This window comes from Zobellella endophytica (assembly GCF_003012775.1).
Taxonomy (GTDB): domain Bacteria; phylum Pseudomonadota; class Gammaproteobacteria; order Enterobacterales; family Aeromonadaceae; genus Oceanimonas; species Oceanimonas endophytica.
On the sequence record NZ_PXYG01000002.1, the window covers coordinates 214606 to 240286 of the forward strand.

Below are 25681 nucleotides of genomic sequence, written 5' to 3' on the forward strand. Positions count from 1 at the left end.
CCCGCCTGACTCAACCCCGCAGCGGGAGGACTATCATTAGTCCCAGTATCTGCCATCATGACGCCTCACCCAACAAGGATGCCCAGAATGCAACGCTTCGTCCGCTTTTTCTTCCAGGGGCTGCTGATCCTGCTGCCTTTCGTGCTGACCATCTACCTGGTCTACCTGATCTTCAACATGCTCAACGAAACCCTGTTTTCCGCCCTCGGCTCCCTGCTGGGCATGATATTCCCGGCCCTGGAGGCGGGCTGGATCTCGGATCTGGCCGGCGGCCTGGTGACCCTGGCGCTGATCATCCTCACCGGCATGTTCGCCTCCTTCTACCTGGGCCGTTTCTTCCTGTCGCTGTTCGACAGTATCCTGACCCGGATCCCGTTGGTGAAGCTGCTCTACCATTCGCTGCAGGACCTGTTCAACGCCCTGCTCGGCGACAACAAGCGTTTCGACAAGCCGGTGGCGGTCAGCCTGATGCAGGGAGAGCTGATGCTGCTGGGCTTTATCACCCGGGAAGACATGGAGGAGTTCGGACTGAAGGACAAGGTGGCGGTCTACCTGCCCCAGTCCTACAACTTTGCCGGCAACCTGGTGATCGTGGACAAGGACAAGATCCAGCCGCTGGCAGCCGGCGCCAGCAAGGTCACCACCTTTATCGTCAGCGGCGGGGTGACCGGCAAGCCCTGACGGGAGCTGGAAGCTGGAAGCTGGAAGCTGGAAGCTGGAAGCTGGAAGCTGGAAGCTGGAAAGGAGTTTGAAGCCTCCTTCTTCCGGCTTCAAGCTGCTGGCTTACCGCTCTCTTTTACCCGTCGATCTCGTCCATAAAGTCGGACAGATCCTCGTCGTCCGACACGGCGCCGGCCTCCCGGCCCACCTTGGTCGCCTGGTATTGCAGGTAGAAATCCTTGGTCAGACCATAGGGGTCGAGCGAGTTGTCGATGATGCTCTCGCGCTCGATCAGCTGGCTGCGATCGTAGAGGCCCATCAGCGCCCACTTGCCGGCACGCATGGCGAACGTCATCACGTCATAAGGGAAGTACAGCGAATCCACCACATCCCCCGACAGCTGACGCAGCGTGGTCGGCCCCATCAGCGGCACCATCAGGTAGGGACCGTCCTCGATGCCCAATCCCCCCATCACCTGGCTGAAGTCCTTGGGCCGGGGCGGCAGCGACACCTTCTCCGCCACGTCGAAAAACCCCAGCACCCCGACGGTGCTGTTGAGCCCGAAACGGGCCAGGTTGGTGCCCGCCCCCGGAATATCCCCGCTCACCAGGTGGTTGACGAAGCTGGCCGGCTCCTCCAGGTTCAGCATCATGTTCTGCACCCCTTCCTTCAGCGGATCCGCCACATAGTCCGCATAACCGTGCACTACCGGCCGCACCGCATACGGCTCCAGCAGGTCATAGTTGATCACCCAGGCGGCCCGGTTCACCGGCTCGAAGGGATCCCGGGGATCGTTGGCCGTCGCCCTGGCGTAGTCCGCCGGCTTGGCGGAGGAAAAGGGATCATTGACCCGGGGCTGCTCTACGCCCTGGTGCGCGGCACAACCGCTCATCATCAACCCGGCAGATAACATCAGCACTCGCCACATCGTCGTAACCCTTTGTTTTATTGTTATTGCTTTATCCAGTGTAGGCCGCCCGGCCGCTGACGGGCGGCCGATTCGCTATAGCGGGGTATCGATCATCACCGCTATCCGGCGATCCTCTTCGGTGCCGAGGGCCACGCTGCGACCTTCCCAGGCGTCGGTACTGTCGGCCACGTTGCCACTGGGCGCCAGGCGGGCCTTGATGATCACCGCCTCCCGACCGCTCAGGTTGTTCTCCGCCACCATGGCATCCGCATTGGACAGGGTGATGGTCAGCGGAAAGGCCGGCTGCTCGATGCGCCGGGCCACCAGCGGCATCTCGCCGCCCTCGGCATCCACCGCGAACACGAACAGCACGGCGCCCGGATGGTAGGGTACCGCGCTGGCGGTGTTGATCTCCACCTCGTAGCGGGGCCCGGCCACCGGCGTGGCGTCGGCCGCGGCCAGCCGCTGCTCGGCGAAGGCGATGGAGCGCTCTATCATCACATGGCGCGGGTTGTCCGGCGACATCCGCGCCAGCATGTCGCGCCAACGTTCGGCGGCGGTGGCATAGTCGTCCTGCTGCAACGCCATGAAGGCGAACACCGACCAGGCTTCCAGGTTGTCCGGATCCCGGGCCAGCGTTTCCTTGATCAGGCCTTCGGCCCGCAGGGTCTCGCCGGTCATGGCCAGGGCCTCCGCATAGGGCACCACCACGGCGCCGGTATCGTCGGTCAGCCCGAGCGCCTTCTCCAGGGATTCCCTGGCGGTTTCGCCGTCGCGCATCTCCAGCGCCAGCCGGCCCAGCAGCAGCCAGCCGCGGTAGTCGTCCCCCTGCTGGTGCAGGCGGGTACGCAGCGCCAGCATCAGCTCGCGCACGTCCTGCTCGGTCACGCTCTCGTCCTGCTCCACCAGCACCCGGCGGGACAGCTCCGCCAGCCGCCCGCTGGCGTCCTGCCACTGGGCCACTTCCCGATGGGCGCCGATCTGCCAGTAGCCGGCATAGGCGATCACCAACACCATCAGCACCGCCGGCAGCCACAGCAGCGGGCTGCGCCGGCGTTGCAGCGCCGGCTCCGGCACCACGTCGTCCAGCAGGCTCTTTTGCAGTTCCAGCCGGGCCGACTCACTGTCTTCCAGCAGGCCCTGTTCACGGTCCTGCTCCAGTTCTCGCAGCCGCTGTCGATACAGCCGGGTATTGAGCTCGTTACGGCTCGCGACGGACTCGATCCGGCCACGCAGCAGGGGCAACACTATCACCAGCACCAGCAGGGCGGTCAGCCCGGCGCTGAAGATCCAGAATAAGGTCATATCAGTTCTCTTTGTCTTTGTTCAGCAGTTCCGCCAGGCGCTTCTGCTCTTCCGCGCTCAGCGCCTCGCTCCGGCCGCGCCGGCTCCGGCGGGTACGCACCAGCACCACCCCCAGGCCGAGCAGGATCACAAGCACCGGCCCCAGCCACAGGATGAGGGTGGAGGCCATCAGCGGCGGCTTGTAAAGGATGAAGTTGCCGTAGCGGGCCACCATGTAGTCGATGACCTCCCGCTTGCTGCTGCCCGCCAGCAACATCTCGTGGGTCTTGTCGCGCAGATCCTTGGCCAGCTCCGCATTGGAGTCGGAAATATCCTGGTTCTGGCACTTGGGGCAGCGCAGCTCGCGCACCAGCTCACGAAACACGTCTTCCTGCTCGGGGCTGTCGAACTCATATACGTCGATGGCGGCCCGGGCCGGCAGCGCCAGCCAGAAGCCGGCGAGCAGCATCAATATCGGCAAATAACGCATGGCTTACTCCATCCGCTCGAAAATGGGCCTGAGGGTCTGGGTCCACACCTGTTCGTTCACGTCCCCCACATGGCGGTAGCGAATAACCCCGTTGCTGTCGATCAGGAAGGTTTCCGGCGCGCCGTACACCCCCAGATCCAGCCCCAGCATGCCGCGGGGATCGTACAGGTCGATGGCGTAGGGATTGCCCAGGTTGCTCAGCCAGCGCAGGGCCTTGTCCCGCTCGTCCTTGTAGTTCATACCGATGATGTGGATACCTTCCTTCGCCTTCAGCTCGTTCAGGTATTCGTGCTCGGCGTAACAGGTCGGGCACCAGGTGGCCCACACGTTGAGTAGCATGGGCCGGCCGGTGAAGATGTCCTTGCCGTGCTGCTTGTCGAGATCGTGCAGATCCTGCAGGGTGAACTCAGGGATCGGCTGGTCGATCAGCACCGACTCCAGCCGGGTGGGATCGGAGAACAGTCCCTTGTACAGGAAAACGCTGGCGCCCAGGAACAGCAGCAGCGGAATGGACAGGATCAGGATACGGCGGTTCATGCGGCCCCCTCCCCGGTTTGCTTGCGGCCGAAACGATAGCGCTTGTCGACCATGGCGATGACGCCACCCGCCGACATCAGCAGGGCACCGAACCAGATCCAGCGCACGAAGGGCTTGTAGTACAGCCGGATCGCCCAGGCGCCGTCATCCAGCTCCTCCCCCAGGGCGGCATAGAGATCCCGGGTAAAGCCGGCGTCGATGGCAGCCTCGGTCATCGGCATGCGCTGCACCAGATAGAGCCGCTTCTCGGCATGCAGCTCACTCAGCGGCCGGCCGTTCTCGGCCACGCTGATCACCCCCTTGTGGCCCTCGTAGTTGGGGCCGTCGGCCCGCTCGATGCCCTCGAAGGTGAAGGTGTAATCGGCGAAGGTCACGCTGTCGCCCTTGGCCATGCGCACATCGCGCTCGATGCTGTAGATCTGGGTGCAGGCAATGCCGATGATCGACACCGCCAGGCCGACATGGCCGAGGATCATCGCCCAGTGGCTGTTGCCGAGCTTGCGTACCCCCACCCCGAAGGAATGCTTGTGGGTGGCGCGGACCCAGGTTTCCTGCAGGCTGGTGACGACGATAAAGACCCCGAGGCCGAGGCCCAGCGCCGCCCAAGGTTCGAAACTCTCGGCAAACCACCAGGGCAGTCCAAGGCCCAGCACCATGCTCACCACCAGGGCCAACAGCAGCTTGCCGTTGACTTCCCGCATCTGCTGGCGGCGCCAGCGGAACAGCGGGCCCGCCCCCAGCAGCAGCGCGAAGGGGATGATCAGCCAGGCGTAGAGACTGTTGAAGAAGGGCGCGCCGATGCTGATGCTGCCCAGCCCCAGCTCCTTGTGCACCAGCGGCAGCAGGGTACCGATCAGCACCACCACCAGGCCGGCCATCAGGATGATGTTGTTGCCGAGCAGCATGGTTTCCCGGCTGGCCAGCTCGTGCTTGCCGTGGCTCTTGACCTCGGCGCCCTTGATGGCGTAAAGCAGCAGCGAGGAACCCACCACCAGCATCAGGAACACCAGGATGAAGAGCCCACGGGTCGGATCCGAGGCAAAGGCATGCACCGACACCAACACCCCGGAGCGGACCAGGAAGGTGCCGAGCAGGCTGAGCGAGAACGCCATGATCGCCAGCAGCACCGTCCAGGCCTTGAAGGTGGCGCGTTTTTCCGTCACCGCCAGCGAGTGGATCAGGGCGGTGCCCGCCAGCCAGGGCATGAAGGAAGCGTTTTCCACCGGATCCCAGAACCACCAGCCGCCCCAGCCCAGCTCGTAGTAGGCCCACCAGGAGCCGAGCGCGATGCCGAGGGTCAGGAAGATCCAGGCGGCCATGGTCCAGGGCCGGGACCAGCGGGCCCAGGCCGAATCCAGCTTGCCGGTCATCAGCGAGGCGATGGCGAAAGCGAAGGCGACGGAAAAGCCCACGTAGCCCATGTACAGCATGGGCGGGTGGAAAATCAGCCCCGGATCCTGCAGCAGCGGGTTGAGATCCCGGCCGTCCACCGGGAAATAGGGCAAGGTACGCTCGAAGGGGTTGGAGGTGAGCAGCACGAACAGCAAAAAGCCGATGCCCACCATGCCCATCACGCTCAGCACCCGGGCCACCGCATCCAGCGGCAGCGCCCGGCTGAAGCGGGCCACGGCGGCGGTCCAGCCCGCCAGGATCAACACCCACAACAACAGCGAGCCTTCGTGGGCGCCCCACACCGCCGAAATGCGGTATTCCAGCGGCAGCAGGCTGTTGGAGTTGGAAGCCACGTAGAGCACGGTGAAGTCGTGCACGACAAAGGCCCAGGTCAGGCACAGGAAAGACACCAGCAGGAAGCCGAACTGGGCATAGGCCAGCGGCCGGGCCAGCAGCATCATGCCGACATTGCCGCGGGCGGCGCCCAGCAGCGGGTAGATACTCAGGACGACGGACGCCGCCAGGGCCAGGATCAGGGTGAATTGGCCTATCTCAGGGATCATGAACGGCTCCCTTTCAGCTGCTCTTCGGTATATTCCGGCTTGAAGTGCTCCATCCCTTTGAGCGCTTCCGCCACTTCCGGCGGCATGTATTCTTCATCGTGCTTGGCCAGCACCTCGAAGGCGCTGATGGTACGGGCATTCTCCAGGTGGCCCTGGGCCACGATACCCTGCCCCTCCCGGAACAGATCCGGCAGTATGCCGTCGAACCGAACCGTCACCTGCTCGCCACCCGCATCCACCAGATCGAAGCTGACTTTCAGGCTCTGCTGATCACGCCGCACCGAGCCGGGTACCACCAGGCCGCCGATGCGCAGGCGCTGGCCCACTTCCGGCCTGAGCTGCTCCTTGCCCTTGCCCTGCACCAGTTCGGTGGGGGTATAGAAGAGGTCGATATTCTGCTGCAACGCATAGAGCACCAGCCCGGTCATGGCCGACAGGCCGATCACCACGGCCGCCAGCAGGGTCATTCGCTTCTTACGTCTTGGGTTCATAAGGTGTTCTCCAACTTCTGGGCGGCCTTGCGACGGGCGACCCTGGCTTGTTTCTGTTTGACCTCGCGCAGCAAGCGTTTCTTCGTTGTTATGGTGATCGCCAGCAGGCCCAGCAGGGCCAGCAGGGTCACGGCAAAGGACAGCCAGACATAAAAACCGTAGCCGCCCATGGCCCAGAATGCGGACCAGCTTTCAAATTTCATCCTGTTCCTCCGCCATCTTCAGTACCCAGGGCCGGTGCGACTCCCGCCGGATCAACTCGTTGCGCAGCCGCATCAGGGTGAGTGCACCGAGGTAGCAGACAAAGGCGACAATCATCAGCAGCAGCGGCCAGAGCATGTCATTGGAAATGGACGGCCGGGCGAACTTGGTGATGGTGGCCCCCTGGTGCAGGGTGTTCCACCACTCCACCGAATAGTGGATGATCGGCAGGTTGATCACCCCCACCAGCGCCAGTATGCCGGCGGCCCGGCCCGCCAGCACCTTGTCGGAAATGGCGTTGTACAGGGCGATGACGCCCAGGTAGAGAAACAGCAGGATCAGCTCCGAGGTCAGCCGGGCGTCCCACACCCACCAGGTGCCCCACATCGGCTTGCCCCAGGCGGCGCCGGTAAAGAGGGCGATAAAGGTGAAGACGGCGCCCACCGGGGCGATGGCCGCCACCGCCATATCGGCGGTCTTGAGCTGCCACACCAGGCCGATGAAGGCGGCCACCGCCATGGAGGAGTAGGCGCCCATCGACATGATGGCGGAAGGCACGTGGATATAGATGATGCGAAAGGCATCGCCCTGCTGGTAATCCGCGGGCGCGAAGGCCAGGCCCCAGATCAGGCCGGCCGCAAACGACACGGCGCTGAAGACCGCAAACCAGGGCAGCCAGAGCCCGGCCAGCCGGTAGGCCTCTTCGGGCTTGGCATAAGGATGCAACCATTTCCACATATTGCTCACAAACCTTCTTTTTGTATTACCTATTGTTCACACGAATTCAAGATACCCTAAATTCGCCGCTCAAAAAACCGCTACCGCCAACTAGTTGACACTGACCCGAAGCGCCGCCGCGATGGCGAAGGGGGCCAGGGTCACGCTGCCCGCCAGCATGGCGCCCAGAATCGCCAGCTGGCCGTTGTAGGGTACCCCCACCGTCGCCGCCTCTATCGCCGAGGTGGCGAAGATCAGCACCGGAATATACAGCGGTAGGGTCAGCAGGCTCAACAGCACGCCGCCCTTGCCGATACCGACCGTCAGCGCCACCCCGATGGCCCCGAGCAGGCTGAGGATGGGGGTGCCCAGCAACAGGGTCCAGAACACCCCCTGGAAGCCGGCCAGATCCAGGCTCAGCAACACCGCCACCAGCGGCGACAGCAACAGCAGCGGCAGGCCGGTCAGCAGCCAGTGGGCCAGCACCTTGGCCAGCACCAGCACTCCTAAGGGACAGGGCATCAGCATTAATTGTTCCAGGGTGCCGTCGATAAAATCGTCCCGGAACAGCCGCTCCAGCGCCAGCAGCGACGACAGCAGCGCCGCCACCCAGACGATGCCCGGGGCGATGCGGGCCAGCAGCGCCGGCTCGGGGCCGATGCCCAGCGGAAACAGGGTGATGACGATAAGGAAGAACCACAGCGGGTTGAGGATGTCGGCGCGGCGGCGCAGGGCCGAAACCAGCTCGCGGCGGACCACGCCGGTAAACAGGGTTCTCATGCCTCGCTCTCCTGGAAGGGGGTCAGGTGCAGGGTGCGCACCCGGTCGGCGCTCAGGGACAGGTCCTGATGGGTGGTGATCAGCACCATGCCGCCGGCATCGGTATGCTCCAGCAACAGCCGCTCCAATACCTTGACTCCGTGTTTATCGATGGCGGTAAAGGGCTCGTCCAGGATCCACAGGCGGGGGCCGCCCAGCCACAGCCGGGCCAGGGCCACCCGCCGCTTCTGTCCGGCGGAGAGCTGGCCGGCGTACTGATCCTCGAGCCCGGCCAGGCCCACCATGGCCAGCACCTCCCACAGGTTGGCCTTGCTGCCCGCGTGATGCATGCGGCGGAAGAAGGCGAGATTCTCGAAGGCGGTCAGTTCGTGCTTGATGCCGGCCTGGTGGCCGAGGTAGAACAATTCCTGGTGGTAGCTGTCGCGGCACTGCTCGATGTTTTCACCGGACCAGCACACCTCCCCGCCGTAGGGACGGGACAGGCCGGCCAGCAGCCGCAGCAGGCTGGTTTTGCCGACGCCGTTGGGGCCGGCCACCTGCACCAGATCTCCGGGTGCGACCGTCAGCGACAGTTCGCCGAACAGGGTGCGTTCTTCGCGGACACAGGTTAAGGCGCGGGCTTCAAGCATAAGTCGATGTTCAGGCCGTTAAAAATGGGCGCCAGTCTAGCACAGGGCGTCCATGATGGCCTTAGTTTCGCTGTGGTGAAGGTTAAAATCGCCGGATTTATTGCGCTGGAACAAGAGTTGGCTGGAAGCTGGAAGCTGGAAGCTGGAAGCTGGAAGCTGGAAGCTGGAAGCTGGAAGCTGGAAGCTGGAAGCTGGAAGCTGGAAGCGAATCTACTCTCCTCTTCTTCCGGCTTCAAGCTTTTCGCTTCAAGCTACTTTTGCTTGCGATGCAGGGACAGCAGCAGTTCGGCTTCGGCCCGGGGCATCTCGCACTCGGCCATGATCTCTTCCACATCGGCCCCCAGCTGCACCATGCGCGCGGCCCGGCTGTACAGCTTGCTCTGGGGATCCTTGAGCGCCAGCTCCTGCTGCTGCTCGTGCAGCTGGCCCAGGTGCCGGGTCAGTTCGGCCATCTTTTTCCCGAGGCCGATGTTGGCCACCTGCAGCTCCTCGAGCTGCTTGCGGTAGCTGTCCCGGCTGCGGGTCAGCTCACGCATCAGCCGGCTCATGGCCTCGAGCTTGCGCTGGCTCTGGCGCCACATCATCCAGGCCACCAGCAGCGACACCATGGCCAGCATCAGCGCCAGCACCGCCAGAATAAAGGCCGGCTGTATCATTACAGCTGACTCAGCTCGTCCCACTCGTCGTCGGACAGCAGCTTGTCCAAATCCACCAGGATCAGCAGCTCCCGCTCGCGGTTGCACACGCCCTGGATAAACTTGGCGCTCTCGCTGGTACCCACGTTGGGGGCGCTTTCGATTTCGGACGACTTGAGGTAGACCACCTCGGCCACGCTGTCGACCAGGATGCCGATCACCTGCTTTTCCGCCTCGATGATGACGATGCGGGTATTGTCGGTCACCTCGGCGGGCTCCAGCCCGAAGCGCAGCCGGGTGTCCAGCACCGTGACCACGTTGCCGCGCAGGTTGATGATGCCCAGCACATAGTCCGGCGCGCCGGGCACGGGAGCGATGTCGCTGTAGCGCAGCACTTCCTGTACCTGCATCACGTTGATGCCGTAGGTCTCGTTATCCAGGCGGAAGGTAACCCACTGTAATACTTCACCTTCTGCGAGATTTTCCGCTACATTGCGATGACTGCTCATAGGCTTCCCTTATGTCTGCTCAGACTTGTTGACCGTCGATATTCTTACCCTGCTCCAGCAGCCCGATCAAGGCATCCACGTGCAGCAGGGCGCACATTTTTTCTTTTACCATGCCCGCCAGCCAGGGCCTTGAGCCCGGGCTGGCGCGCCATTTGACCTGATCCCGGTGCAGCAGGGCGGTGCCCTTCAATTGGTGGCAGCTCAGCCCCCAATTGCTTTCCCCCAGGGTCACCAGGTACTGGTACTCCTTTTCTTCCGCCCGGTGACCGGGCATGGCCCAGCGGGCGGTGTCCACCACGTACAGCTGGCGCTGGCGCTCGGTGAGCACCCCGGCAAACCAGTCTGGCTTGCCGAACAGAGTGGTGATTTTCGACAGCTGGTAAATGCCCCCCAAATAGGTCAGGGGTACCGCGAAGGTCATACCGGCCACCTCGAAAAACAGCGCCTGGAAACTGTTTTCGGTGTCCATATTACGCCACTCGGCGGCAACCGGCTCCGGTTGTGTCTGTAATATCTGCGCCGGCTCACCGATTTCGACGGTATCAGGCTCGGGCTCGGGCTCGGGCTCGGGCTCGGCGATCGTCGCGGCAACCGCCGGCGCCGGCAAGGCGGGCGCCTCTTCCTCCTTCAGCTCGGCCACCCGGGCCAGCAATGCCTCCAGCACCTGGCGCCGTTGTTCTTCGGCAGGATCGGCAAAGGTCGTCACCGGTTCGGCCGGAGGCGCCGGCTGGGAGTGTAACGCCGGTGCGGTTTCTTCCAGCAGCGCACCGAAATAATCGTCGAGCGCGTCAAATTGTCGTTTATTCATAGGGGCTGCTCCACGCCATCAAGCCGCCACAGGTAGCGCAGCAGGGTCTGGTAGGCATAAACGCCGCGGCAGCCCTTGGCAAAATAGGAAGGGGGTTCATGGCGCAGGCTGGCGTCGCGAAACTTGGTGTCCACCGGGATCACCGAGGGCCAGACGTGGCTGCCATAGCGCTGTTTCAGGCTCTCCAGGCTCTGTACCGAGGCCCGGGTGCGCTGATCGTACATGGTTGGCACCACCGTATAACGGAAACCGTCCTTCCTGGCCTTGTGCATCAGGTTGAAGGTACTGACCATCCGCTCCAGCCCCTTGAGCGCCAGGAACTCGGTCTGCACCGGCACCAGGATGCGATCGCAGGCGGCCAGGGCGTTGACCATCATCACCCCCAGCACCGGCGGGCAGTCGATCAGCACCACATCGTAGTCGTCCCTGACCTCCGCCAGCAGCCGTTTGAGCACCAGCCCCATGCCTTCCCGGCCGCTGGAGGTGCGCTCCAGGGTGGCCAGGGAGATGGAAGCCGGCAGCAGGGTCAGGCCGTCGAAGCGGGTGTTCAGCGCCACCTGCGCCAGCTGCGTCCGGCCGGGTCGCTCGGCCTGGAACAGATCGAACAGGGTGTGCGGCAGCGCATCGGTGTCGTAGTCGAGGTACGCCGTCAGCGATCCGTGGGGATCGGTGTCGATCAACAAGACCCGCTTCTTCAACTGTGCCAGCAGGCCGGCCAGGGCGACCACCGAGGTGGTCTTGCCGACTCCGCCTTTCTGATTTGCAACCGTCCAAACAATCACTGGCTAATCCTGTCCTGTACTGATGCGAATGCCACCGCCGGGCAGCTCATAAACGCGGATGCCGCCGGCGTCCGTTTCCTCCAGCGGGCGGGAAGGCAGGGACGGCGTCGGCTGCCACTGCCGGGCGGACACGGCGATTTCCACCCGGCGATTCATCGTCCGCCCCGCCTCCCCCCGGGCTTCGTCCCGGGAATGCTGCGCGCCGTAGGCTTCCAGCGCCAGCCGGGGCTGGGCGATGCCGGCGCCAGCCAGCCATTCCAGCACCACCCTGGCCCGCTCCGCCGACAGCTGCCAGTTCGATGCGTACAGCTCGTTGCTGATGGGCAGGGCATCCGCATAGCCCTTCACCCGGATAAAATGATTCGCCCGCTGCAGGGCCGGTACCACGCTGCCGAGCAAAGGCGCTCCGTTCGGCCCCAGCAGGGCGCTGCCGCTGGCAAACAACAGGCCGCCGTCGATGTGCAGGCTGAGCCAGTCCCCTTGCTGCTCGAGCGACACCAGTTGCTGCTCCAGCAGGGGCGCCAGCTGTTCGCTCAGCCCCTGCCCGATCTCGGCCAGGGCGGCCTGCTCCGGGGCCGGTGGAGCCTCGGCCCCGGCCGGCGGTGCCTCGGACGGCGAAGAGGGCTCGGCCAGGGCCAGTCCGGAAGACACCGTGACCGGCGGTACCCCGCCGAGCCGCGTCAGGGCCTGCTGCATGCCCGCCAGCAAGGGTTGCTGCTCGTCGCTGTTGCTGGCGTGAATGGCATAGAGCACCACGAACAGCGCGAACACCAGGGTCATGTAGTCGGCATAGGACACCAGCCAGCGATCCAGCCCGGCGCTGTGCGGCCGTCGGAGCAGGGAGCGGCGCTTCACTGCCGGTGTCCCTGGTACTGGGCCAGTTGCCGGCTCACCGCCAGGCTGCTGTCGCCCCGGGCGATGGCCAGCAGGCCGATGGCGGTGAGCTCGCGGTAGCGCAGCTCCAGCCGGTACAGGGCCCGCAGCCGGTTGGCCAGGGGCAGCAGCAGCAGGTTGGCCAGGCCCACGCCATAGAGAGTGGCGACAAAGGCCACGGCGATGCCAGTGCCGAGCCGGTTGGGATCGTCCAGGTTCGACATCGCCTGGATCAGCCCGAGCACGGCGCCGATGATGCCGATGGTCGGGCTGTAGCCGCCCATCGCCTCGAACACCCGCGCCTCCAGCTCCTTCTGCTCTTCCAGCCGATCCAGTTCATTGTCGAGCAACCGCTCCAGCACCTGGGGCTCAGTGCCGTCGACCAGCCACTGCAGCCCCTGATGGGTGAAGGGGTCGAGGGCGCCATCGGCCAGCCGGTGCTCGAGTGCCAGAAAACCGGCATGCCGGGCCTCGTTGGACCAGCGCAGCAGGCGCGACGCCTGGTCGTGAAAGGGCCAGTGCCGGCCACGAAACAGGCCGCCCAGGGCCCTCAGCGCCGCCTGGCACTGATGCCAGGGGGTTTGCAGCACCACCGCCCCCAGGGTACCGCCGACCACGATCAGCAGCGCCGGCCCATCCACCAGCACCGACAGGCTGCCGCCATGCCACCACTGGGCCAGCAGTATGGATACCAGTGCCAGCAGCAGACCGGCCAGCGCCATCTCAGGACCCCATCTCGTTGACGATGGCTTCGCCAATCAGGTCCAGCGGCAGCGACTCGGTGGCGATGCCGGCTTTGGCCACCGCCTGGGGCATGCCGTAGACCACGCAACTCTCCTCGTCCTGGGCCCAGATACTGGCGCCCTGCTCCTTCAGCAGCCGGGCGCCCTCGCGGCCGTCCGCGCCCATGCCGGTCAGCACCACCGCCAGCACGTTGCCGCCGTAGGTCTTGGCGGCGGAGGCGAAGGTGATGTCGACACAGGGCTTGTAGTTGACCTTGTCGTTACCGTCCATGATCCGCAGCCGGGCCGCGCCCGGCCGCCCCTCGAACAGCATCTGCCTGCCGCCGGGCGCCAGGTAGGCGTGGCCCGGGCGCAGCAGATCGCCGTCTTCCGCTTCCTTCACCCGGATCTGGCACAGGCCGTCGAGCCGGGCGGCAAAGGCCGTGGTAAAGGTGCCGGGCATATGCTGGATCAGCACGATGGGGTGCGGAAACTGGGCCGGCAGCTTGCTCAACACATTCTGTAGCGCCACCGGGCCGCCGGTGGAGGTGCCGATGGCCAGCAACTGGTAGCCCTTGCCGCTGCGCCGGGGCAGGCTACGCCGCTCGGCAACAGGCTGTGCCGGCGCGGCCGGCTGAGCGCCGCGGCTGCGTTCACCGGCGAGGGCGGAAAGCGGCCGGGCCGGGCTGGTAACGGCCGGCCGGGGGGCCGAAAAGGCTCGACGCCGGGCGATGGCCTTGACCCGCTGCTGCAGCAGCAGCACCGCTTCCTCCTTGCTGCGGGCGATGTCCTCGAACCGTTTGGGCAGGAAATCCATGGCCCCCGCGTCCAGCGCATCCAGGGTCGCCCGGGCGCCCTCGTGGGTCAGGGACGAAAACATCAACACCGGCGTGGGCACGGACTTCATGATCGCCCGCACCGCCGAAATACCGTCCATCACCGGCATCTCGATGTCCATGGTGATCACGTCGGGGCGTACCGATTTCACCTTTTCCACCGCCTCCTGGCCATTGGCCGCGGTGTCGACCACCGTGAGCAAGGGATCCTGCTCCAGGATCTCACTCACCCGGCGGCGAAAAAAACTCGAATCATCAACCACCAATACCCGAATAGCCATTTTTGTCAGCGTGCTCCCTTATTGTTATCAGGCGTAGCGGCGGGCGTACGCCTTGATCAGGCCGGCAATATCCAGGATCAGCGCGATACCGCCATCGCTGGTGATGGTGGCGCCGGCCATGCCGGGCGTGCCGTGCAGCAGTTGATCGAGCGGCTTGATCACCACTTCCTCCTGGCCGATCAGGCCATCGACCACGAAGCCGACCTGCTGGTTGCCGATCATCACGATCACCACGTGCCCCTGCTCCTTGCGCTGGCGACCGCTGCCGCGGATCAGCCAGTCCTGCAGATAGAACAGCGGTATCGCCCGGTTGCGCACCACTATGGTGAGCTGGCCGTCGACCATGCTGGTACGGGTCAGGTCGAGGTGGAAAATCTCATTGACGTTGGTCAGCGGCAGGGCGAAAGTCTGCCTGCCCACCAGCACCATCAGGGTGGGCAATATCGCCAGGGTCAGCGGCACCTTGATCTGCAGCCGGGTGCCCTTGCCTTGCTCCGAGTCGATGAAGATGGAGCCGTTAACCGCGCTGATGCCGGTCTTGACCACGTCCATGCCCACGCCGCGGCCGGACACATCGGTAATTTCGGTCTTGGTGGAAAAGCCGGGGGCGAAGATCAGGTTGTAGGCCTCGTTGTCGCTCATGCGGGCAGCCGCGTCGGCGTCGAGGATGCCGCGCGCCATGGCGATGCTCTTGAGCTTTTCCGGATCCATGCCGGCACCGTCGTCCTCGATGCCGAGCAGGATATGATCCCCTTCCTGGGAGGCGGTGAGGCGAATGGTGCCCACCCGCGGCTTGCCGGCGGCTTCCCGCACCTCGGGCAGCTCGACGCCGTGGTCACAGGAGTTGCGCACCAGGTGGACCAGGGGATCGGCCAGCGCCTCGACCAGGTTCTTGTCCAGATCGGTCTCCTCGCCCACCATTTCCAGGTTGATTTCCTTTTGCAGGCTGCGGGCCAGATCGCGCACCACCCGGGGGAAGCGGCCGAACACCTTCTTGATCGGCTGCATCCGGGTCTTCATCACCGCCCCCTGCAGATCGCCGGTCACCGCGTCCAGGTTGGCGACCGCCTTGGTCACCTCCTCGTTTTCATGGCTGGCGTCCAGGCTGAGCAGGCGGTTGCGCACCAGCACCAGCTCGCCCACCATGTTCATGATGCTGTCCAGGGTGCGGGTATCGACCCGCACCGTGGTATCGGCCTGCTGGGCCTGGGCCGCCCGGGCCGGGGCCTTGTCGGGCTCGGCCGGGGTGGGGGCCGCCGCCGGTGCCGCCGGCCGGGCGGGCGCCGGGCTCACCGCCACCGCAGCGCTCGGGCCCTTGCCGGCGCCGTGCAGCTGGTCCAGCAGCGCCTCGAATTCGCTGTCGTCGATCAGCGCGTCGTCCCCCCCCTGGGCGGCCGGCTCGGCCGCCACCGGCGCTTCCGTCGGCTGGGGCACGCCGCCATGGCGGCCGGCGCCGTGCAGCTGATCCAGCAGCGCCTCGAATTCATCGTCGGTGATGTCGTCGCCCTGGCCCTGGGATCCGGCGTCCGGCTCCAGCTCGCCCAGCATCCGCCGGTACTCGCTTTCGGTCAGGTCGGCGATGGAGCCGGGCTCGTCGGCGGCGACAGCCGGCGGTGCCGGCGCCGGCGCGGCTTCCTCGCCTGCGGGCTGGCAATAATGGCCCAGCTCCTCGAGCAGCCCGGGATCGGCCGGGGTCGGCTCCTGCCGGTTCTGGATTTCGACAAACATGCTGTTGACGGCATCCAGCGCCCGCAGGATCACGTCCATCAGCTCGGCGGTCACCCGCCGCTGGCCGTTGCGCAGGATGTCGAACACGTTTTCGGCTTTGTGGCAGGTGTCGACCAGCGCGGTCAGCGACAGAAAACCCGCGCCCCCCTTGACGGTGTGAAAACCGCGGAAAATCGCGTTCAGCAGGTTCTTGTCGTCCGGCTGCCGTTCCAGGGTGACCAGCTGCTCCGACAGCTGCTCCAGGATCTCCGATGCCTCCACCAGAAAGTCCTGCAGAATATCCTCGTCTACCTCAAAGCCCATGCTCTCTCCTTAGAATCCCAAACTGGACAGCAGGTCGTCGACCCCGTCCTGATCAGAGACCACGTCATCACGCTGCTCTTTATTCATGATCGGACCTTCGGCGACGATGGCCGACACCGGGGTGGCCTTCGCCGGCACCTTTTCCGCCTCCATGCCCGGCAGGCGGCCGAACACCGACAGGATATCCACCAGCTTGGCTTCCACCTCGTGCACCAGGTTGATGACCTTGCGGATCATCTGTCCGGTCAGATCCTGGTAATCCTGGGCCATCAGGATTTCGGTCAGCAACTGCCGCAGCCGATCCGCATCCTGCTCCGAGTCCTTGAGAAAATCGTTCAGCTGGAAGCACAGCTCCTTGAACTTGTTGAGCTCCAGCTGGCGCTGCATCAGCTCCGCCCAGCCCGGCATCACCTGCTGGATACGGTCATTGAGCCGATCGGCGATGGGCAGGCTGGCCTCCACCGCATCCATGGTGCGGTTGGCCGCCTTGTCGGTCATGTCGATGACGTAGTTGAGCCGTTCGCGGGCGTCGGGAATCTCGCTCTGGGCCAGCTCCGGCAACCGGGGATCGCTCTGAAACTCCCGCAGGGACTCGTGCAGCTGGCGGGTCAGTTGCCCCACCTGCCCCAGCAGGGCGTTGGCTTCGGGCATGCACACGTCGGCAAGGTAGCGATCGGCCTCGTCCTGTTCGCCCCGTTCGAGCATGACGACCAGCTCCCGGGCCTGCTCCAGGCTTATCATTCTTTTCTGTTCTGCCATAACGGTGCCTTATCCGATGCGCTCGAAAACCTTCTCGAGTTTTTCCTTGAGGGTGGCGGCGGTGAAGGGCTTGACTACATAGCCGTTCACGCCGGCCTGGGCGGCGGTGATGATCTGCTCGCGCTTGGCCTCCGCCGTCACCATCAGTACCGGCAGGTGCTTGAGCTTGTCGTCGGCCCGGATGGCGCGCAGCAGGTCGATGCCCTGCATGCCCGGCATGTTCCAGTCGGTGACCACAAAATCGAAGTCTCCGTTCTTCAGCATCGGCAGCGCCGTGGTACCGTCGTCGGCTTCGTGGGTATTGTTGAAGCCGAGATCCCTGAGTAAGTTCTTGATGATCCTGCGCATGGTGGAAAAATCATCCACGATCAGGATTTTCATGTTCTTGTTCAACCTTTTCCTCCTATCAGCCGAACCGGCAGCCGCTGAACATGGCGAGTATTCCCAGCTGTATCGGCCCCGGACGCCGATGCTTTAGCAAGATATACCATCACGGGGTAATTAACCTGTTGTCAGGCCTCAATTTTGCCAGTCTTTCATCTTCGATTTCAGGCGGTGCATCGCCTGGCTATGGATCTGGCTGACCCGGGACTCGGTCACCTCCAGTACCTGGCCTATCTCCTTCAGATTGAGCTCTTCGTCGTAATAGAGCGACAGCACCAGCGCCTCCCGCTCGGGCAGGCCCTTGATGTGCGCCGACAGCGCCTGCAGAAAGCGCTCCCTGGCCATGCCCTCGAAAGGTCCGGCCGGATGCTGGCCGGCGTCCGCATGGGCATCGATACCGGACTCGAACTCTTCGATTTCCAGTATCTTGCCGTTGCTGACATCCATCAGCATGGCGTGATAGGCCTCGAGGCCGATGCCGAGTTCGGCCGCCACTTCCCGATCCAGGGCATGACGCCCCTCCCGCCGCTGAATGGCCGCCATGGCGTCGGCGATTTGACGGCTGTTGCGATGTACCGAGCGGGGCACCCAGTCGCCGCGCCGGATTTCATCGAGCATGGCGCCACGGATACGGATACCGGCAAAGGTCTCGAAACTGGCGCCCTTGCCCGCGTCGAAGTTGCGGGCGGCTTCCAGCAGCCCCACCATGCCCGACTGGATCAGATCGTCCAGCAGCACACAGTCCGGCAAACGGGCCAGCAGGTGCTGGGCAATCCGCTTGACCAGCCCCGCATGGCGCTCTACCAGGGCATGGGCGTTGAACGGCTGGCCATAGGCCAATGCTTTATTTAGTCCAGACATCCTGCTCCGCTACCGGGTGGTTCAGTAATTTTTCGATAAAGAACTGCAGGTGGCCGCCGGCCCGCTGCGGGGTCGGCCAGCCGAGCGCCTTGCCGGCCAGTCCCTTGATCGCCAGGGCCGCCGGGGACTTGGGGTACTGGTTGACCACCAGGGTCTGGCGCCGCACCGCCAGCCGCAGGTTGCCGTCGAAGGGCACGCAGGCCACCAGTTCGAGGGCCGCGTCGAGAAAACGGTCGGTCACCCGGGTCAGCTTGGCGAACAGCTCCTGCCCTTCCCGCTGGCTACGCACCATATTGGCCACTATCTTGAAGCGGAACACTCCGTAGTCGCGGGACAGGATCTTGATCAGGGCGTAGGCGTCGGTGATGGAGGTGGGTTCGTCGCAGACCACCACCAGCACCTCCTGGGCCGCCCGGGAAAAGCTGAGCACCATGTCGGAAATGCCGGCGGCGGTGTCCACCAGCAGCACGTCCACCGGGGTCTGCATCTCGCTGAAGGCCCGGATCAGGCTGACGTGCTCCAGCGGCGACAGCTCGGTCATCGCCTGATTGCCTGAGGTGGCGGGAATGATGCGAATGCCCTGGGGGCCCTCGACCAGCACCTCGTCCAGGGTGCACTCGCCCCGCAGCACGTGGGACAGGTTGCGGGTGACCCGGATGCCCAGCAGCACGTCGACGTTGGCCAGCCCCAGGTCGGCATCGAGCACCATGACCCTCTTGCCCTGGGCCGCCATGGCGGAGGCCATGTTGAGGGTGATATTGGTCTTGCCGACACCGCCCTTGCCGCCGGTGACCGCGATCACCTGTACCCTGTTCGTCTTCTGCATCAATCGAAGCCCGCTCGCCTGGTCCTGAAACCAATTAGTCATAAAAACGCGCATCCTCTTCATCGGACTCAGAGGTGTCCCAATAATAAGGTTCTTCCCGACGCTGCTCCATGGTCCCCAGCACCTGCCGCACCAGCTCTCCGGCCTCCGCCAGGCGCAGGTCTTCCGGCACCCGCTGGCCGTCGGTGACATAACTTATCGGCAGGCTGTTCTGAATACTGATATCGATGACGTCGCCCAGGGACAGACTTTCGTCCAGCTTGGTCAGGATGCAGCCCGCCAGGGGGATGCGCCGGAAATGATCCACCGCCTCCTGCAGTACCCGCCGCTGGGCGGTGGCCGGCAGCACCAGGTAGTTGCGGATCTTGACCTGCTTGTCACCCACCAGGGTGTCGAGCTGCTCGTTCAGCCGCAGATCCCGCTGGCCCATGCCGGCGGTGTCGATCAGCACCAGCCGGCGGTGGCGCAGGTGATAGAGCGCCTGGGCCAGCTCCTGGTAGGTGCGCGCCTGCTTGACCACCACCCCCATGATGCGGCCGTAGGTCTGTAGTTGTTCGTGGGCGCCGATACGGTAGTGATCGGTGGTGATCAGCGCCACCTGCTCGGCGCCGTAGCGGGCGGCGAAGCGCGCCGCCAGCTTGGCGATGGTGGTGGTCTTGCCGACCCCGGTGGGCCCCAGCAGGGACACAGCCCCCCCTTGGCGGAGAATGTCGTCCTCCCCGGTCAGCAACTGTTGCGTCAGCGCCGCTTCGATCTGGCTCCAGGCCTCGTGGGGCGGGGCGCGGTCGTGCACCCGCATGGCCAGCTGATCGGCCAGGCCGTCACTGAACCCCAGTTCGCCCAGCTGCTTGATCACCAGGGCCCGCACCGGCTCGCGCCGCTCGACTTCCTGCCACATCAGGCCGGAGACCTGGTGCTCCAGCAGCCGGCGGATGCTGGCGATTTCCTGGCGCATGGCGGTCAGTTCCTTGTCCTTGGGCTGATCCTTGCGCCGGTTTTCCCGGCTCTCGCCGCGGGGCAGTTGAGGGGGCGACAGGGGCAACGCCTGCCCCAGGCTCGGCTCCTTGCGCGCCCCGGGCTCGGCCCATTGGGACTGTTCGGCCAGGGTCTTCGGGGATGCCTCGGGCCGGTTGCGCATCAACAGCGCCTGCAGGGTTTCCGCCTGGGCCTTGCCGTCGAGCGGGGGGATAAATTGACGGGCCTGCGACGAAATTCTGACGTTGTCTTCCGTCAGCGGCCGCTGGCCCGGCGCCGGCGGCGCCTCGTCGTCATCGACGGCGGCCACGATCTCAATGCCGCCGGATACCTTCTTGTTGGACATGATCACCGCCTCGGGGCCGAGGACGTCTTTCACCTCGGCCAGGGCGGCTCTCATGTCCCTGGCAAAAAACCGTTTTATCTTCATTCAGTCTCCCCCCTGCTACTGTTGGCCGACAGATGCCACAATGCGGATTTGACGGTCATCAGGCACTTCCTGATAGGACAACACCCGCAGATTGGGAATAGTGTGTTTTACAAAGCGTGCCAGCGTGGTACGCAGCATGCCGGACGTCAGCAGGATGGCCGGCTGCCCTTCCAGCTCCTGGTTGGCGGCGGCCTGCACCAGCGACTGCTGCATGCGCTCGGCCAGGCCGGGCTCGATGCCGCTGCCCTGGGCGCCACCGGCCTGCAGCGAGTTCTGCAATATCTGTTCCAGTTCTGGCGCCAGGGTGATCACCGGCAGTTCCCGCTCGGTACCGGCGATCTCCTGGACCATGAATCGGCGCAGCGCGATCCGGCAGGCGGCGGTGAGTACCTCCGGATCCTGGCTCTTGGGCGCGTACTCGGTCAGGGTCTGCAACAGGGTGCGCATGTCCCGGATGGTCACCCCTTCGTTCAGCAGGCTCTGCAGTATCTTGGTCACCAGCGCCAGGCTCAGGGTATTGGGCACCAGCCCCTCGACCAGCTTGGGCTGGCTGCGCCCCACCTGGTCGATCAGGTTCTGCACCTCTTCATGGCCCAGCAGCACGGCGGCGTTATTGGTGAGCAGCTGGCTCAGATGGGTCGCCACCACCGTGGCCGCGTCCACCACCGTGTAGCCCAGGCTCTGGGCCTGCTCGACCTGATCCCGGGCGACCCAGGTCGCCTCCAGGCCGAAGGCCGGATCCCGGGTGTCGATGCCCTGCACGGTGCCGAACACCTGGCCCGGGTTGATCGCCAGCTCCCGCTCCGGATAAATGTCGGCGGTGCCCGAGCTGACCCCCATCAGGGTGATCTGGTACTGGTTGGGCCCGAGTTCCAGGTTGTCGCGGATGTGCACCGCCGGGATCAGGAAGCCCAACTCCTGGGACAGCTTCTTGCGGACCCCCTTGATCCGGCTGAGCAGCTCGCCGCCCTGGGCCTGATCCACCAGGCTGATCAGCCGGTAGCCGACTTCGAGGCCGATGGTATCCACCTGGGTTACATCGTCCCAGCTGAGATCCCTGACTTCGTTGCCGGCCACGGCGGGGGCCCGCTCTTCCTGCTGCGCCTGCTCCCGTTGCCGGTGGTTGCGCTTGTGCAACCACCAGGCTCCCAGCGCGGACAGGCCGCCCAGCAGCAGGAAGGCAAAGTGCGGCATGCCCGGCACCAACCCCATGGTGATCAGGATGCCGGCGGCGATGGACAGCGACTTGGGGTTGTCGAACAGCTGGCCCAGCATGGCCTGGCCCATGTCCTCCCGGGTGTTCTGCCGGGTGACGATGATGGCGGCGGCGATGGACAGCAGCAGCGAGGGGATCTGCGCCACCAGACCGTCGCCGATGGTGAGCAGGGTGTAGACCCGCGCCGCCTCGCCGAACGGCAGGCCATGCTGGGCCATGCCGATGATGAAACCGCCGATGATGTTGATGAAGAGGATCATGATGCCGGCGATGGCGTCCCCCTTCACGAACTTGGAGGCACCGTCCATGGAGCCGTAGAAGTCCGCTTCCCGGGTCACTTCGTCGCGCCGGGTGCGGGCCTCGTCCTGGTTGATCAGGCCGGCGTTGAGGTCGGCGTCGATCGCCATCTGCTTGCCGGGCATGGCGTCCAGGGTGAAGCGGGCGCTCACTTCCGAGATGCGGCCCGCGCCCTTGGTGACCACCACGAAGTTGATGATCATCAGGATGATAAAAACGATAAGGCCGACCGCGTAGTTGCCGCCGATCACCACGGAGCCGAAGGCCTCGATCACGTTGCCGGCGGCGTTGCCGCCCTCGTGGCCTTCCAGCAGCACTACCCGGGTGGAGGCGACGTTCAGCGCCAGCCGCAACAGGGTGGCCACCAACAGCACCGTCGGAAAAGCGGCGAAATCGAGCGGCCGCTGGGTGTAGACGGCGACCAGCAGGATCACCAGCGCCAGCGAGATGTTGAAGGAAAACAGGATATCGAGCAACAGGGTGGGAATGGGTAACACCACCATGGCCAGTGCCGCCAGCACCAGCAAGGGCGTACCCAGGCCCTTGTTGAACCATTGCGACCACTGTCCTGCCTGTAAAAGTCTTGCCCTGAATGCCATGAATAGTTATTGCTGCTGAAAACCGATGCAGTTTAAATGCAAAAAACAAGCCACTTTAGCTGGAAGCTACCTTCTTCAAGCTTCAAGCTTCCGCCCTCAGGCCCGGTATTCATCGGGGATCGGCAGTTCGTCCTTGAGCGGTACCGGTTTGCGGCCCTGGCCCTTGCGCCAGGCGTTAAGCTGGAACACATAGGCCAGCACCTGGGCCACCGCCACGAAGAGGCCGTCGGGAATTTCCTTATCGAGCCTGGTGGAATGGTAGATGGCACGGGCCAGCGCCGGCGAGGAGATCACCGGCACCTGGTATTCCCGGGCGATCTCCCGGATCTTGAACGCGATCTCGTCCAGCCCCTTGGCCACCACCACCGGCGCCGAGCCGGGCTTGTCCTTGTCGTAGCGCAGGGCCACCGAATAGTGGCTGGGGTTGACCACCACCACGTCGGCGGTGGGCACCTCGGCCATCATGCGGCGGTTGGCCATCTCCTGCTGCAGCCGGCGGATCCGCCCCTTGACCTCGGGCTTGCCCTCGGTGTTCTTGTACTCGTCCTTGACTTCCTGCAGGGTCATCTTCAACTGGCGGTTATGGTTCCAGCGCTGGAAGGGCACGTCGATGGCCACGATGGGCAGCAACGCCAGGCACAGCAGCAACCCCATCCACAGCAGCAGCTCCAGCGCCGACACCATGGCCGCCGGCAGGGTGTGGTCGCTCAGTTGCAGGATGTGGTCGAACTGCCCCCACAGCAGCCACACCGCGAAGGTGGCGATAAACACCACCTTGGCGATGGACTTGAGCAGCTCGACCAGGGCCTGCAGCCCGAACATCCGTTTGATGCCGGCGAGCGGGCTCATCCGGCTGAGCTTGGGCATCATCGCCTGGGTACTGAAGTTGAAGCCGCCGAGCAGGGTATTGCCCACCAGGGCGGCCACCAGCACCAGGGCGAAGAGCCCGAGCAGGGGCCACATCAGGCTCAGCACCGAGTCCCTCAGCGCCACCATCATGGCCTCGGGATCGAAGACCGCCGCCCGCTCGAGCCGGAAATTCTGCTCGAACACCCGGGACATGGCCCGCCCCAAGGGGCCGCTGATCATCAGCAGGCCGGCGGCGGCGCTGAGCAGCACCGCCGCCGTGCCCAGCTCCTTCGAGCGGGGGATCTGCCCTTTTTCCCTGGCCTGACGAAGTCGCTGCTCCGTGGGCTGTTCCGTGCGTTCCTGACCGTCCGACTCCGCCATCTAGCCGCCCTCCTCACAACGGAGCCGCAGGCTGTCGCACATCACCCCCTGCAAACGCAGCCACTGATTCTCGAAGTGACCGAGAAAGCCGCCGAGGGTCAGCCACAGGATAAAGAGGCCGCACACCATGCTCACCGCGAAGCCCACGCTGAAGATATTGAGCTGGGGCGCGGCCCTGGTCATGACCCCGAAGCTGAAGTTGATCAGCAGCATGGCCACGATGGCGGACAGCGACATGGCCACCGCCGCCTGGAACAACAAGGTCAACAGCCCGGCCAGGGTCTGCCAGCTGGCCACCGACAGGCCGTTGACGGCCACCGGCAGGGTGTCGAAACTCAGCACTATGGCTTCGATCATCAGCAGGTGGCCGTCCAGCGCCAGGAACAGCAGGGTGCCCAGCATCAGGTAGAACTGGCCGACCACCGGCGCCGACTGGCCGTTGAGCGGATCCACCATGGAGGCGAAGCCCAGGCTGGTCTGCATGGCGATGATCTGGCCGGCGGTGACGAAGGTCTGCAGCAGAAACTGCGACAGCAGGCCGATGGTCGCGCCGATCAGCACCTGTTGCAAGGTCACCAGGAAACCGGCGCCGGAGAACAGGGCGATGGCGGGCATGGCCGGCAGCACCGGGGCCACGGCGATGGTGATCGCCAACGCCAGCAGCAAGCGGCTGTACACCGGCGTGAGCTGGGCACCGAACATCGCCATGGTCATCATCAGCCCGGCGATGCGACACAGAGGCCAGAGATAGGAGGCCAGCCATTGCAGCAGCTCGGCGGTGGTATAGTTCACATCTCAACTCCGACTAAAGCGGGAAGTGGGAAGCCAGAAGCCAGAAGTAGCGGCGACTGAAAGTACGCGCCAAGGTAACTCCCCGTTGTCTCTGTGGTCATTCCCGCGACGGCGGGAATCCCAGGCAATCGGTTATGACTCTCGGCCCTCGCGGAGATGACCACCTTAATCCCCTCACCCCTCACCCTTCACCCTTCAAGCTTGTTTTCACCCGATCACCTGCGGGATCTGATAGATCAGCTCGTAAAAGAAGTCCATCAGCATCTCGAAGCCCCAGTGCGCCCCCACCGCCAGCGCCCCCAGGGTGACCAGCAGGCGGGGCAGGAAGCTCAGGGTCTGCTCGTTGATCGAGGTCGCCGCCTGGAAGATGGAGACGATAAGGCCGATGGCCAGGCTCGGCAGGATCACCGCCGATACCAGCAGGGTCACCAGCCAGAGGGCGCTGCGGAAGATGTCGACGAAGGTTTCCGGGCTCATTATCCCGCCCCCAGGCCGAAGCTGTTGGCCAGGGTGCCCATGATCAGGTTCCAGCCGTCGACCAGCACGAACAGCATCAGCTTGAACGGCAGCGAGATCAGCATGGGCGACAGCATCATCATGCCCATCGCCATCAGGATGCTGGCCACCACCAGATCGATCACCAGGAAGGGCAGGAACAGCATGAAGCCTATCTGGAAGGCGGTTTTCAGCTCGCTGGTGACGAAGGCCGGGATCAGCACCCGCAGCGGCACCTCCGCCTCGCCGTTCACCTCGATACCGGCGATGGTGAGGAAGGTATCCAGATCCTTGACCCGGGTCTGCGCCAGCATGAAGTCACGCACCGGCAGCTCCGCGCGGGCCAGCGCCTCGCGCGAGCCGATGTCTTCGGCCAGGTAGGGCTGCAAGGCTTGCGCGTTCACCCGGTCCAGCACCGGCGACATGATGAAAAAGGACAGGAACAGGCTGATGCCGATCAGCACCTGGTTGGACGGGCTCTGCTGCAGCCCCAGGGCCTGGCGCAGGATCGACAGCACCACGATGATGCGGGTAAAGGAGGTCATCATGATCACGATGGCCGGCAAAAACGACAGCGCCGTCATCAGGGCCAGTACCTGCAGGGTCAGGCTGTATTCCTGGCTGCCGTCGGGATTGGTGGTCACCGTCACCGCCGACATGCCCTCCTGGCCCATGACCGGCAGCGC

29 protein-coding genes are annotated in these 25681 nt (G+C 64.6%); 1 reads left to right on the forward strand and 28 read right to left on the reverse strand.

Annotation, left to right across the window (positions count from 1 at the left end; translation table 11 throughout):
- Positions 1–87 precede the first annotated feature (87 nt).
- Positions 88–681, forward strand: a complete 594-nt coding sequence (locus C7H85_RS06180) for a DUF502 domain-containing protein (RefSeq protein WP_106728846.1) — start codon at positions 88–90, stop codon at positions 679–681.
- A gap of 115 nt (positions 682–796) precedes the next feature.
- Here C7H85_RS06180 and C7H85_RS06185 read toward each other — a convergent pair whose 3' ends face one another.
- The 28 genes from C7H85_RS06185 to fliP all read right to left on the reverse strand — a co-directional run bounded on the left by C7H85_RS06185 (position 797) and on the right by fliP (position 25669).
- Positions 797–1588 (reverse strand): MlaA family lipoprotein, encoded by a 792-nt coding sequence (locus C7H85_RS06185; protein WP_106728847.1) that lies wholly within the window; start codon positions 1586–1588, stop codon positions 797–799.
- Positions 1589–1663: 75 nt separating this feature from the next.
- Positions 1664–2875 carry a c-type cytochrome biogenesis protein CcmI gene (ccmI, locus tag C7H85_RS06190; protein WP_106728848.1) on the reverse strand — a complete coding sequence of 404 codons (1212 nt, stop codon included), beginning with the start codon at positions 2873–2875 and terminating at the stop codon, positions 1664–1666.
- A gap of 1 nt (position 2876) precedes the next feature.
- Positions 2877–3344, reverse strand: coding sequence for a cytochrome c-type biogenesis protein (locus tag C7H85_RS06195; protein WP_106728849.1), 468 nt, complete (start codon positions 3342–3344; stop codon positions 2877–2879).
- A gap of 3 nt (positions 3345–3347) precedes the next feature.
- Positions 3348–3881: a DsbE family thiol:disulfide interchange protein gene (locus C7H85_RS06200; protein WP_106728850.1), complete on the reverse strand. Its 534-nt coding sequence runs from the start codon at positions 3879–3881 to the stop codon at positions 3348–3350.
- Complete coding sequence (locus C7H85_RS06205; protein WP_106728851.1) at positions 3878–5836, reverse strand: heme lyase CcmF/NrfE family subunit; 1959 nt, start codon at positions 5834–5836, stop codon at positions 3878–3880. The genes C7H85_RS06200 and C7H85_RS06205 overlap by 4 nt, the downstream gene beginning before the upstream one ends.
- Positions 5833–6327: a cytochrome c maturation protein CcmE gene (gene ccmE / locus C7H85_RS06210; protein ID WP_106728852.1), complete on the reverse strand. Its 495-nt coding sequence runs from the start codon at positions 6325–6327 to the stop codon at positions 5833–5835. The genes C7H85_RS06205 and ccmE overlap by 4 nt, the downstream gene beginning before the upstream one ends.
- Positions 6324–6530, reverse strand: coding sequence for a heme exporter protein CcmD (gene ccmD / locus C7H85_RS06215; RefSeq protein WP_106728853.1), 207 nt, complete (start codon positions 6528–6530; stop codon positions 6324–6326). The genes ccmE and ccmD overlap by 4 nt, the downstream gene beginning before the upstream one ends.
- Positions 6520–7266: a heme ABC transporter permease gene (locus C7H85_RS06220; RefSeq protein WP_106728854.1), complete on the reverse strand. Its 747-nt coding sequence runs from the start codon at positions 7264–7266 to the stop codon at positions 6520–6522. The genes ccmD and C7H85_RS06220 overlap by 11 nt, the downstream gene beginning before the upstream one ends.
- Before the next feature lie 90 nt (positions 7267–7356).
- Positions 7357–8025: a heme exporter protein CcmB gene (gene ccmB, locus C7H85_RS06225; protein WP_106728855.1), complete on the reverse strand. Its 669-nt coding sequence runs from the start codon at positions 8023–8025 to the stop codon at positions 7357–7359.
- Entirely contained in the window at positions 8022–8654 is a 633-nt protein-coding gene (gene ccmA / locus C7H85_RS06230; protein WP_106728856.1) for a cytochrome c biogenesis heme-transporting ATPase CcmA, read from the reverse strand. Before ccmA ends, ccmB begins: the two co-directional genes overlap by 4 nt.
- 251 nt (positions 8655–8905) lie before the next feature.
- Positions 8906–9310: a DUF2802 domain-containing protein gene (locus C7H85_RS06240; protein WP_106728858.1), complete on the reverse strand. Its 405-nt coding sequence runs from the start codon at positions 9308–9310 to the stop codon at positions 8906–8908.
- Positions 9310–9798 (reverse strand): chemotaxis protein CheW, encoded by a 489-nt coding sequence (locus tag C7H85_RS06245; protein ID WP_106728859.1) that lies wholly within the window; start codon positions 9796–9798, stop codon positions 9310–9312. The genes C7H85_RS06240 and C7H85_RS06245 overlap by 1 nt, the downstream gene beginning before the upstream one ends.
- 19 nt (positions 9799–9817) lie before the next feature.
- On the reverse strand, positions 9818–10606 hold the full coding sequence (locus C7H85_RS06250) for a chemotaxis protein CheW (protein ID WP_106728860.1): 789 nt from the start codon (positions 10604–10606) through the stop codon (positions 9818–9820).
- Positions 10603–11388 (reverse strand): ParA family protein, encoded by a 786-nt coding sequence (locus C7H85_RS06255; RefSeq protein WP_106728861.1) that lies wholly within the window; start codon positions 11386–11388, stop codon positions 10603–10605. Before C7H85_RS06255 ends, C7H85_RS06250 begins: the two co-directional genes overlap by 4 nt.
- 3 nt (positions 11389–11391) lie before the next feature.
- Entirely contained in the window at positions 11392–12243 is an 852-nt protein-coding gene (locus tag C7H85_RS06260; protein ID WP_106728862.1) for a flagellar motor protein MotB, read from the reverse strand.
- Positions 12240–12983 (reverse strand): flagellar motor protein, encoded by a 744-nt coding sequence (locus tag C7H85_RS06265; RefSeq protein WP_106728863.1) that lies wholly within the window; start codon positions 12981–12983, stop codon positions 12240–12242. The genes C7H85_RS06260 and C7H85_RS06265 overlap by 4 nt, the downstream gene beginning before the upstream one ends.
- Before the next feature lies 1 nt (position 12984).
- Positions 12985–14100, reverse strand: coding sequence for a protein-glutamate methylesterase/protein-glutamine glutaminase (locus C7H85_RS06270; RefSeq protein WP_106728864.1), 1116 nt, complete (start codon positions 14098–14100; stop codon positions 12985–12987).
- 27 nt (positions 14101–14127) lie between these two features.
- Entirely contained in the window at positions 14128–16131 is a 2004-nt protein-coding gene (locus tag C7H85_RS06275; protein WP_106728865.1) for a chemotaxis protein CheA, read from the reverse strand.
- Positions 16132–16140: 9 nt separating this feature from the next.
- A complete protein-coding gene (locus C7H85_RS06280; protein ID WP_106728866.1) occupies positions 16141–16890 on the reverse strand; it encodes a protein phosphatase CheZ in 750 nt (249 codons plus the stop codon).
- 9 nt (positions 16891–16899) lie between these two features.
- Positions 16900–17271, reverse strand: a complete 372-nt coding sequence (cheY, locus tag C7H85_RS06285; RefSeq protein WP_425445059.1) for a chemotaxis response regulator CheY — start codon at positions 17269–17271, stop codon at positions 16900–16902.
- A gap of 138 nt (positions 17272–17409) precedes the next feature.
- The gene (locus C7H85_RS06290; protein WP_106728868.1) at positions 17410–18135 is read right to left on the reverse strand and encodes an RNA polymerase sigma factor FliA; all 726 of its coding nucleotides are present in this window, start codon (positions 18133–18135) and stop codon (positions 17410–17412) included.
- On the reverse strand, positions 18119–19003 hold the full coding sequence (locus C7H85_RS06295) for a MinD/ParA family ATP-binding protein (RefSeq protein WP_106728869.1): 885 nt from the start codon (positions 19001–19003) through the stop codon (positions 18119–18121). The genes C7H85_RS06290 and C7H85_RS06295 overlap by 17 nt, the downstream gene beginning before the upstream one ends.
- Positions 18996–20366, reverse strand: coding sequence for a flagellar biosynthesis GTPase FlhF (gene flhF, locus C7H85_RS06300; RefSeq protein ID WP_106728870.1), 1371 nt, complete (start codon positions 20364–20366; stop codon positions 18996–18998). Before flhF ends, C7H85_RS06295 begins: the two co-directional genes overlap by 8 nt.
- 15 nt (positions 20367–20381) lie before the next feature.
- The gene (gene flhA / locus C7H85_RS06305) at positions 20382–22478 is read right to left on the reverse strand and encodes a flagellar biosynthesis protein FlhA (protein WP_106728871.1); all 2097 of its coding nucleotides are present in this window, start codon (positions 22476–22478) and stop codon (positions 20382–20384) included.
- Positions 22479–22574: 96 nt separating this feature from the next.
- A complete protein-coding gene (gene flhB / locus C7H85_RS06310; protein WP_106728872.1) occupies positions 22575–23708 on the reverse strand; it encodes a flagellar biosynthesis protein FlhB in 1134 nt (377 codons plus the stop codon).
- Complete coding sequence (fliR, locus tag C7H85_RS06315; RefSeq protein ID WP_106728873.1) at positions 23709–24500, reverse strand: flagellar biosynthetic protein FliR; 792 nt, start codon at positions 24498–24500, stop codon at positions 23709–23711.
- A 207-nt stretch (positions 24501–24707) separates the two neighbouring features.
- On the reverse strand, positions 24708–24977 hold the full coding sequence (gene fliQ, locus C7H85_RS06320; RefSeq protein WP_106728874.1) for a flagellar biosynthesis protein FliQ: 270 nt from the start codon (positions 24975–24977) through the stop codon (positions 24708–24710).
- Positions 24977–25669, reverse strand: a complete 693-nt coding sequence (gene fliP, locus C7H85_RS06325) for a flagellar type III secretion system pore protein FliP (RefSeq protein WP_106729381.1) — start codon at positions 25667–25669, stop codon at positions 24977–24979. The genes fliQ and fliP overlap by 1 nt, the downstream gene beginning before the upstream one ends.
- Positions 25670–25681 lie beyond the last annotated feature (12 nt).